Below are 10,115 nucleotides of genomic sequence, written 5' to 3'. Positions count from 1 at the left end.
GCTGCACTTACGGACTGGGACTTGGGACGACCCGCACCCAGATATGTATTTAGTTGTTATGGCAAAAAAAGAGCCATACTAGCCATCCTTGAATATTGCTACTCATTTCGACTAAACGAATCGCACTAAGTAAACCGTATTGTGGTATAAATTAGATCGTTTCCACTCGTCGAACAACCAACATTAAATTGGTTTCTAGTGAGAATTTTAGTCCTCAGAATCATCAGAATAAAGTTATTGTATGATGCGTCACCAGCTATTTGATGATTCGCTCAACTCAACTCATCAATCAAATAGCTCGCTTTATCTCCCTTGATGAGTAATCCCACTTCGAGATAGGGGGAATTCTTGAGCTCAATAATAACCCCTTGATCGGTTTCCTCGATCGCTACACCTACAACTGTATCTGTCGTCGAAATATGTATATAAGCGATATCCCTTACCCAATATGTCGTATACGAGAAGGTAACATCTGGATAGGATAACCCAACAACTTTCCATTCTTCTGATAAAATCTCATTGGGAGGATTATCAATGGAAAATGCTTGCCCGATCGTTAGCCATTCAGTAATGTCCATAATCTTGTGTAGTCGTTGGGTTTGTTTACAAGAGTTCTTGAAAGGTGCTGGTGCGTCGCTATAAAATTGTTGATTTTGATGCAGAGATTTTTCGCAGAGCGACACACCCTACGGCTACTATTTCTTAAATATAGCCGAGTCTCAAAAAGGTGAGGTACTATCCGGCAAACGGGCAAACGGGCATAGGGCATAGGGCATAGGGCATAGAGCATACCTCACTTTTTTGAGAACCACTATAGTTTATTTTTAACTTTATTTGCTTGCTCAATAGGTTTTTTTTTATTAACAATCAACAGACTCCCTTTCTATTTTCAAGGCCGTTTCGACTCTTTGATACTCGGCCTCAACCTGTTTTAATAGCTCTCCGGCTGGATCAGGTAAAGCCTGGTTAGCCTCTGTTCCGATGCGGCCCATGATTTCGAGTTGCTCGCACAGCTTAAACAAGCGAAAAGCACCGAGGGTACCGCTAATCGATTTCAAAGAGTGAGCATCTCGCCGCAAAGCCAGCGGATCGGCGTTGCACAAAGCCACAGAGATGCCTCCTAGGAGTTCTGGTGCTGTTTCGAGGTAAATGTCGATCGCCTCCTCTAAAGCTTCTATATCCCGCAGTCCTTCTATAATCTTGGCACTGAGACAATCACGACTTTCTGACAAAGCCCGATCGAGATTATTTGATTCACTCGCATTGACGGCTGGGGGCCAATAGGGAATTGTCAGTTGTGCATTTCCCGCCACAGCCCCATTCGATCGCACTTCTAAGACACTCGTTCCTCGTATCTGTTCGCCCTGGGAACTCAAACAAAAAATTGGCTGGCTGCGATCGAACTCCCCGCGCGATCGAGATTGAGATGCGCTCAAAGCTCGCACCAACTCATTAATCTCGATCGGCTTGCTCAAATAGTCGTCCATCCCCGCAGCCATGCACTCTTCCCTATCGCCCCGCATCGCATTTGCCGTCATCGCCACAATCCAAGGCCTCGTCCATTTGAGATTTGGGATTTGAGATTTGGGATTGTTAGATTGCTCATCACTAAATTCTGGATTTTCGATTTTATATTTTCTATTATTAGATTGCTCGTCAGTTATTGAAACTTCTGATTCTCCCGTGGGATTTTCTAAGTTCAAATCTACTAAAAATGCCTCGCGGATGATCCGGGTAGCTTCCAAACCGTCCATGTACGGCATTTGCACGTCCATCAGCACGACATCGTAAGGCTGGCGGTGCAAAGCTTCTAGCACTTCTATACCGTTTCCTGCCACATCCGCGCGATACCCCATCCGCTGCAAAATTTGCAAAGCGACTTTTTGATTCACCAAATGATCGTCAGCCAACAGAATCCGCAGGGGCAAGTTCTCTGCCAGTACGGGTATGCTTTGCAGTAAAGGCGCGCTGGTGTGCTGCACTCTAATTTCAGTAGTCTGTTGCCCAAAAATATTGATTAAAACATTGTAAAGCTGAGATTGTTTGAGCGGCTTGTTTAAGAAAGCGGCAAAATCCACCTCAATCGCAGGAGCGTTAATTTCTTGTCTGCCGATCGAAGTTAGCATGACTAACGGCAACTTTTGGCACTCTGGAAACCGGCGAATTTCCGCTGCTAAAGCCAACCCGTCCATAGACGGCATTTGCATATCCAAAACTGCCAAGTCAAACACCTCTTTAGCAGCGAGCCACTCTAGGGCCAAACGAGCCGAAGCTGAAGCCCTAGGCACCATTCCCCAAGACTGAGCTTGGAGAGTCAAAATTTGGCGGTTGGTAGCATTGTCATCAACAATTAAGACTCGCTTACCAGCTAATTCAGGTTGAGAATTGCTCAAGTTAACTGGCAATAAACTGCTACAGCCAGAAACGATCGTGCTGAAATAAAAAGTAGATCCTGGGAATTTGGGCTTTTGGTCGATCGGCTTGCTGCTGAGTAGAGATTTGCCAGAGCCATATTTTTCGGTTATTTCGTAAGATTCTCCCCATCCCCAATCAAAAACGGCCGCTTTAAAATCTGCCGGAGGATTGCCCGCAAGACAACCCATACTTTCAACCCACATCCTGCCGCCCATCATTTCTGTCAAATGCTTGCTAATTGCCAAACCCAATCCGGTACCGCCGTAGTGACGGCTGGTTGAAGAATCAACCTGGCTGAAAGATTTAAACAGCCGATCCATGCGATCGCACGGAATCCCGATCCCAGTATCTTTCACCGCAAATTGTATTTCGTATGCTTGGTTAGTTCCTAATGGTTCGCCATTGATTGCTGGCGCTTCTTGAGCGTTGAGCATCGACACTGTAAGCTTTTTGGCAGTCACTGCCACAACCACTTCTCCAGCTTCAGTAAATTTCACAGCATTGCTGAGCAAGTTGATTAAAATTTGCCTCAAGCGGGCGCTGTCGCCGAGGGCAGTTGGTGGTACGGAGCGATCGATCAAGTAACCCAGTTCCAGTTTTTTTTGTGCGGCTTTGGCAGCTACCAAGTCGAGAGATTCCTCTATGCAAGTGCGGATGTCAAACGGATGTTCCTCCAAGTCCAATTTACCCGACTCTATTTTCGAGAAATCTAGAATATCGTTGATCAGCGTCAGCAAGGCATCGCCGCTGCTGCGGATAGTTTCTACAAAATCGCGCTGTTCGCGACTTAAACTGGTATCCAGCATCAAGCCTGTCATGCCGATCACTCCATTCATCGGAGTGCGAATTTCGTGGCTCATGGTGGCTAAAAATTCGCTTTTGGCTTTAGTAGCCGCCAGTGCTTCGTCGCGAGCTTTTGCCAAATCTACGCCTGTTTGCTGGTGATCGAGTTCGCTGCCCACCCATTGAGCCATCAGTTTCACCAACTCTCTATCTACAGCTCGAAACGGTTCTGTCAGAGGAGTCGGAGAAAAGAAGCACAGAGTGCCGTAAACTTCACCCGCGACAGTGACCGGAATGCCCATGTAAGCTTCGATTTTGAAGGCAGGATCTGGAGTGTTGAAGCACAAACCCGCAAACCTCGCCGACTCAAAGTACATCGGTTCTTTTGCCATTGCTGTAGCTACGCAGAAGGTTTTTTCTAAATCGTAGATTTGATTTTGGACGATCGACCCATCGGGACATTCAACAGCCATGATTTGATATTTGTCGCCTTGAATGCGCGACAAAACTCCCGCCGACAGCTTTAACTGGCGGCATCCCAGGATCAGCAGTTCCTGGAGGCGCAAATCAAAGGTAGAGAGGCGGCCCTGCGGATCTGTACGGGGAGTTGAAGTCACTTGGTACAAAGCTTTAATCGCCGCTTCACTTTCTCGCAGTTCTTGTTCTGTTTGCTTGCGCAGGCTGATGTCGCGGGAAACGCCGATAATTTCTTGCACCGAGCCGGTTTCGGGATCGCGGATCGTGCGGCTGGTGGTTTCAAACCAAGTATATTTGCCGTCTTTGCGGCGGATGCGGTAGGTGAGGGTGTAAGTAACTGGCAGCGCCAAGACTTTCGAGTGAGCTTTGGCTACGGTTTCTAAATCGTCGGGGTGAAAATAATCGTTGGGGACGCTGCCGATGAGTTCTGAAGGTTCGTATCCCAGCAAAGCGAAGCTGGCGGGCGATACGTAGAGAAATATGCCTTCGTGGTTGTGTCTGGTGATCATGTCGGTTGAGTTTTCTGCCATCAACCGATAGCGTTTTTCGCTCTTTTTACGTTCGACTTGAGAATTGCCCAATGCTTCTAGCATTTGGTTGATGTCGTCGGCCAAGCTTGCGAGTTCATCGGCTCCGGATATCTTAACCCGCAAGTCTGCGTCGCCGTTGGCTGCGATGTTGCTGACGCTGGTGCTCAAGTCCGCCAATCTCGCCAAGACTAAATTTTCTAGTAACAGCAGGGCGATCGCGCTAAATACTAAACCTACTGCCAAGATCGAGAAAGTAAACAGTTCTAGCGTAGCTTGACCTTGGCGAGAGATTACTCGGTCTACTTCTACTCGCAGCAGCAGAGCTAGCTTCCCCCGGATGTCGCGAATCAGGGCGTATCCTGCGACTACGCTGTCGCTGAGCGGCTCGACTAAAATTTCTACTGATTTGAGGTTGGAAATTTTGAGTTTGAGATTGTCCACATCCTGGCTGGAGGAAGCCACCGCCCTAGCGCCGTAACCCGAGTAGTTTGTGGCTCCGACTTTAAAATCTAAACTTGGCAATCTAAAATCCACTGACAGGTGAGTCAGTTCCGAAAGCAAACCGATTTCGCTGTTGTCGAGGTAGCGCGCTAGGATCAGCGTCCCCCGCGGCGGGCCTTGGGCGTTGCTGTTGACGATCGGCTTGGAGGCGATCAGCAGCGTGGCTTCTGGCAGGATCAGGACGCCTGTTTTGGCGGGGAGCCCATCGCCCTGCTGTGTCGATGACTCTCGCAGCGCCTCGCTCAAGTGCTGTTGTAAGCTTTCGGAAATCGGGATTTCCCTCTGGGATTTCAGGTCGAAACTTTTGTGGAAAATGGTCTTGCCGCTGGAGTCCAGCAGCACCATTAAGTTTAGTCTCAAGGAAACAAAGGTCGAATCGACGAAATTTGACTTGACAAAATCCTCAGTTCGTGTATTCACAAAAGAGTAAGTATCGTCCCACTGAGCGTAGTCTTGGGCGCTGGTGTCTAAATTTGACAAGTCGTCATCTAGGGCGTCCAAAGCCCGCGCGACATCCTGGCGGACGTACTGTGCCTCCAGGTTGTTAAAGTCGTGCAGCAAAATCGTTGATGCAGTGGCATAGAGAACCAGAATCAGGCTGATCAGGGCTGCACCGATAATTAATAGTGTTTTTTTTCGGAGTTGCATGGCATCGCCCCCCTTACAGTGCTACTAGGTAACTAGCCAGGGGAGGTTTGAGACGTAGGTTGTTTAGCATTGGCGATCGCAGGGCCTGCGTGTTTTGACGCTGAGTGGGCGGACTGGGAAAAGCCCTTGGTGTTTCCAAAGGTATCGGGTATGTTACCCCCCACAGCCAGTGTAGTATTTTCACACCTTTAGTTCCCTATTATGCACAAACGATCGGCTGCGAGTGATGACCCGACGATCGGCATTTTCTCAGATTCGGGCGATCGAACTCAAAAAAAGTTGGCGTTTGATACTCGCGCAGCAGAGCGCGGCGGTTGGCGCCACAGGCGTGCTGGGTTGAGAACCATAATTATTACTCTAGTCAACAAATATTGGGTTGAGATGGCAAAGGCGCCCCGTCGAGTTGCGCCTACAAAAACCTTCTGAGTAGAATAGATTTTTTGGGGAGCATCTCAGTTTTGCTTTACGGTTCGTAGTGAGGACTTTAGTCCGCATTTAGTCAGGACTGAAGTCCTCACTACAAACCTATTTGACGGTTCGTAGTGAGGACTTTAGTCCGCATTTAGTCAGGACTGAAGTCCTCACTACGAACCTATTTGACGGTTCGTAGTGAGGACTTTAGTCCGCATTTAGTCAGGACTGAAGTCCTCACTACGAACCTATTTGACGGTTCGTAGTGAGGACTTTAGTCCGCATTTAGTCAGGACTGAAGTCCTCACTACGAACCTATTTGACGGTTCGTAGTGAGGACTTTAGTCCGCATTTAGTCAGGACTGAAGTCCTCACTACAAACCTATTTGACGGTTCGTAGTGAGGACTTTAGTCCGCATTTAGTCAGGACTGAAGTCCTCACTACAAACCTATTTGACGGTTCGTAGTGAGGACTTTAGTCCGCATTTAGTCAGGACTGAAGTCCTCACTACAAACCTATTTGACGGTTCGTAGTGAGGACTTTAGTCCGCATTTAGTCAGGACTGAAGTCCTCACTACAAACCTATTTGACGGTTCGTAGTGAGGACTTTAGTCCGCATTTAGTCAGGACTGAAGTCCTCACTACAAACCTATTTGACGGTTCGTAGTGAGGACTTTAGTCCGCATTTAGTCAGGACTGAAGTCCTCACTACAAACCTATTTGACGGTTCGTAGTGAGGACTTTAGTCCGCATTTAGTCAGGACTGAAGTCCTCACTACAAACCTATTTGACGGTTCGTAGTGAGGACTTTAGTCCGCATTTAGTCAGGACTGAAGTCCTCACTACAAACCTATTTGACGGTTCGTAGTGAGGACTTTAGTCCGCATTTAGTCAGGACTGAAGTCCTCACTACAAACCTATTTGACGGTTCGTAGTGAGGACTTTAGTCCGCATTTAGTCAGGACTGAAGTCCTCACTACAAACCTATTTGACGGTTCGTAGTGAGGACTTTAGTCCGCATTTAGTCAGGACTGAAGTCCTCACTACGAACCTATTTGACAATGGTGAATCGAGGCAAAACGCTCTAACCAAACATACCTCACAGCTTTTGAAAATGCTGATAAAAATAGTGCCTGATGTGAGTAGGAAATCACATCAGGCACTATTATAAATTGTATCTCGCAAATCGACTCTTGTTTAGCGGATGACGGCTAAAGCACCAGCGCCCGCAGCCGCAACGGCCGAGGAAAGAGCGGTAAAAAATAGCCACCAAGAGGCAACTTCCGCTGCTTTCCGAGTTTCTTCAGCTTGTTTTTCAGCTTGCAATTTGATGCTTTCGAGGCGAAGCTGCGCTTCTTGCTGCAAGCGTTCTGCTCTTTGCAAGACTGTGTTTCTGCTTTTTTCGATTTGGTCAATTAAGCGGTTGGCATCGGCTTCGGAAATGTCCTCGCGGGAACTAATTAGGGCTACTAAAGTATCGCGGTTGAAATGACCGAGGCGATCGCGCAAAGCATCAAATCCGGCTTGCGGATCGTCAAATAACTTCCGCACGTCCCGCGTAATGCCTTCGTAATTGAGCTCCGGGCGATCGAGCGAATTGAGGTAATCCCGAATTTTTCCGAGAATCCCGTCAATTACCGACTGAATGCCCTCCTGAATTTTCTGAATTTGCAGTGCGAATTGGTCGCGCACCGACAAAATTTGATCGACAATGCGAGCAGCTTCTGCTTCGGAAATATCCGGCCGCTGAGACAGCAGAGAAATCATCGTCGCTCGATCGATGTGCGACAGCCGCTCGCCCAAGCTGTAAGCGCCGACTTTTGGGTCGTGCAGCAGCAGTTGCAAGTCGCGCTTGATGGCTTCGGGGTTTAATTCTTCCTTGCCCGTATTACGCAAATAATCCTCTAAGATGCTCTGAAAATCCTGGACTTGGGTTTGCACCCGCTTCGCCAAACGGCGCGGCGCTTTCACGATCGAGCCCAGAGTTTCTTGCACTTGGTCGATAATTTGATTGACTTGTTCCTCAGTCAAATCTTCCCTCTGAGAAAGCAGCTTGACCAAAGTATCGCGATCGACCTGAGAGAGGCGGCCGCGCAGCGCTAAAGCCCCTTCTTTGGGATTTTCCATCAATTTGGTCAAATCCCGCTTAATCCCTTCAGGATTGAGTTCTGACTTGCCGGTATTTCGCAGGTAATCTGCCAGGGCGGTGGTAGTTTGGTCGTACTGATCCTTAGCTTTTTCTGCCAGCTTTTGCGGTGCTTCCAGCGCGCTGTGCCAAGTTTCTTCGGCGCTGTCAAGAAGCTGATTTACTTGGTCTTCGCTGAGGTCTTTGCGCTGAGATAGCAATTTTACCAAAGTTTCGCGATCGAACCGAGAAGCTCTAGCTTTTAGAGCCCACATTCCTGCTTCCGGGTTTTCCAGCAGCGTTTTAAAATCGCGCTTCAGGCCTTCGGGATTGAGTTCTTCTTTACCCGTAGACTTCAAGTATTCTTGTACTTTTTGCCACTGATTATCTAGTCGGACTTGCGCTGCTTCTTGCAGACCTTTAGTATCTGCTAAAACGACATCTCGCGTCCGTTCCAACTCTTTAACAATCTCTTCTACTTCCTGGAAGCCGAAGCCTTCGCGGCCTCTGAGGATTTGCACGAAACTGTCGCGGGTAAAAGGAGTAAGCCGATCGCGCAACTGTTCGTAATTTGCATCAGAATCCTCTAGGATTTTTTTGAAATCGCTCCCGATACCTGATGAAGTAAATTCTGCTTTCGGCGTCAGCTTCAAATAAGTTTCCACGCGCCACTGCAAATCGCGAGCTTTTTCTTGCTCCTCTGCAAAAATAGCAGTTTGTAAAACTCGCTGTCTAATTCCTTCTAATTCCTGGGAAATTTCTTTAATTTTGTCTTGGGTAAAAACGCCTCGACTTGCCAATATTTCGGCAAAACTCGACTGTTTGAGTTTTTCTAATTCGCGGCGCACAGTTCCCGGATCTGCTGTTGGATCGTAGAGCACGTCACGAAATTCGCGCTCGATCGCGGTAGGATTCATCTGCCACGAATAAGTGTTGAGCAAGTAGTTTTCGACATCAGCACGAATTGGGCTGTAAGTTTCGGGTTCGCCTTTGACTTGAGAGGTAATTTTATCAGCTTGCTGGCTAACTTTGTCTTTAGCTGTTTTAAGCTGACCCATTACTTTTTGAACATCAAAGTCAGAAATATCCGTGCGACCTAATACTACTCCCATTAAAGCATTGACGGCCATTGATGTTGCTTGGGACATCATTGTGGGGCTTTGTCCAGAATTTTGACCGCCCAGATTGCCGAGAACTTTTTCAACCCTACTTGTCAGTGTATCTGAGAGCAAATCTCCTGATTTTGCAGATTTAAGATAATCTATCAATTGGGCGATGCCGTCTGATTTCTGATCCGTTTTTCCTACTTGTTTCCAAGCATCTTGGAGTTGGTCTACAATCCGGTTGACATCGCGCTTGGACAAGTCCGATCGCGAACTGACTAAATCTACCAGAGTTTGGCGATCGAGATTCGGCAAATTTTCGCCCGCAATGCTTTTGAGTTGCGGATCGTTAAGCAGCTTTTCAAACTCGCTACGCATCGCTTTGATGTCTAATTCTGGCGGTTTGAGGGCTTGGATGTAGTCTTCGACGTTTTCCCGCAAGCTGGTGGGGTCGATCGCGCTACCGAGTTCGTGCCCCACTGCGGCTGCTGCTGCTTTGGCTGTAGCGACTACTTGATTGCTGGCTGCTTTGGCGCCGAGGGCTGCGGCTGCGGTGCCGAAAATAGCTTGAACGCCGGATGTCGCGGTGTTAACGACGGAACCGATCAGGGAACCGACGGTGGTAGAGCTCACCCAGACGAGAAGTGAGAAATAGGTGGCCCAAACGACTAAACCGACGATCGCACCTAAACTCGGACTGCTAATCAAGCTCAGCTTAACTGCTAGCAAGCAAGCGAAGAAAAGGGCGACGGTGACGGTGATTAGCGTCCAAGTCCCGACTTTGCGGCCGATGTGGCGCACGGGGGCGCCGTCGCTATCCGAGTGGTGTCCGTCGTCGTGGGATTGTCCGATGTAGGAAAGGCCCGCGGCTACTGATAAATTTGTCAGCAAGAGTTGGAAAGCGCAGGCTAGAACAACTCCAGCGATGAGGGCGATAAAAAATTGTGGCCCGGAATAGAGAAGTGCTGCGTCTTCTACTCTGCTTGTAGTAGTCTGTTCTACAGGCACTTGGGCCAGCCAGAATCCGATGTTATACAGTTGTGGATTTATTGGCAAATTTTGATACATAGTATATTCCTCGTTAAAAGGTGGGTGCGCATAGTTGAGTGAGTTGGCGCGAT

4 protein-coding genes are annotated in these 10,115 nt (G+C 48.2%); 1 reads left to right on the top strand and 3 read right to left on the bottom strand.

Annotated features, from left to right (window positions below):
- Positions 1 to 272 precede the first annotated feature (272 nt).
- Together QZW47_RS27340 and QZW47_RS27335 are read right to left on the bottom strand one after the other, a co-directional pair.
- The gene (locus tag QZW47_RS27340) at positions 273 to 578 is read right to left on the bottom strand and encodes a hypothetical protein (RefSeq protein ID WP_293134553.1); all 306 of its coding nucleotides are present in this window, start codon (positions 576 to 578) and stop codon (positions 273 to 275) included.
- 282 nt (positions 579 to 860) lie between these two features.
- Positions 861 to 5,354: a response regulator gene (locus tag QZW47_RS27335; protein ID WP_293134551.1), complete on the bottom strand. Its 4,494-nt coding sequence runs from the start codon at positions 5,352 to 5,354 to the stop codon at positions 861 to 863.
- A 201-nt stretch (positions 5,355 to 5,555) separates the two neighbouring features.
- On the opposite strand from QZW47_RS27335, the gene QZW47_RS27330 reads away from it, so the two are divergent.
- Positions 5,556 to 5,780 carry a hypothetical protein gene (locus tag QZW47_RS27330; RefSeq protein ID WP_293134549.1) on the top strand — a complete coding sequence of 75 codons (225 nt, stop codon included), beginning with the start codon at positions 5,556 to 5,558 and terminating at the stop codon, positions 5,778 to 5,780.
- A 1,183-nt stretch (positions 5,781 to 6,963) separates the two neighbouring features.
- On the opposite strand, the gene QZW47_RS27325 is transcribed toward QZW47_RS27330, so the two are convergent.
- On the bottom strand, positions 6,964 to 10,062 hold the full coding sequence (locus QZW47_RS27325) for an MFS transporter (protein WP_293134548.1): 3,099 nt from the start codon (positions 10,060 to 10,062) through the stop codon (positions 6,964 to 6,966).
- Positions 10,063 to 10,115 lie beyond the last annotated feature (53 nt).

It is taken from the genome of Microcoleus sp. bin38.metabat.b11b12b14.051, assembly GCF_013299165.1.
Lineage (GTDB): Bacteria > Cyanobacteriota > Cyanobacteriia > Cyanobacteriales > Microcoleaceae > Microcoleus.
This window is presented reverse-complemented; position numbering and strand designations above follow the sequence as displayed.

Bases quoted from the DNA above. Each gene is read 5' to 3' on its own strand.
- QZW47_RS27340 (WP_293134553.1), bottom strand. From the start codon at position 578: ATGGACATTACTGAATGGCTAACGATCGGGCAAGCATTTTCCATTGAT.
- QZW47_RS27335 (WP_293134551.1), bottom strand. From the start codon at position 5,354: ATGCAACTCCGAAAAAAAACACTATTAATTATCGGTGCAGCCCTGATC.
- QZW47_RS27330 (WP_293134549.1), top strand. From the start codon at position 5,556: ATGCACAAACGATCGGCTGCGAGTGATGACCCGACGATCGGCATTTTC.
- QZW47_RS27325 (WP_293134548.1), bottom strand. From the start codon at position 10,062: ATGTATCAAAATTTGCCAATAAATCCACAACTGTATAACATCGGATTC.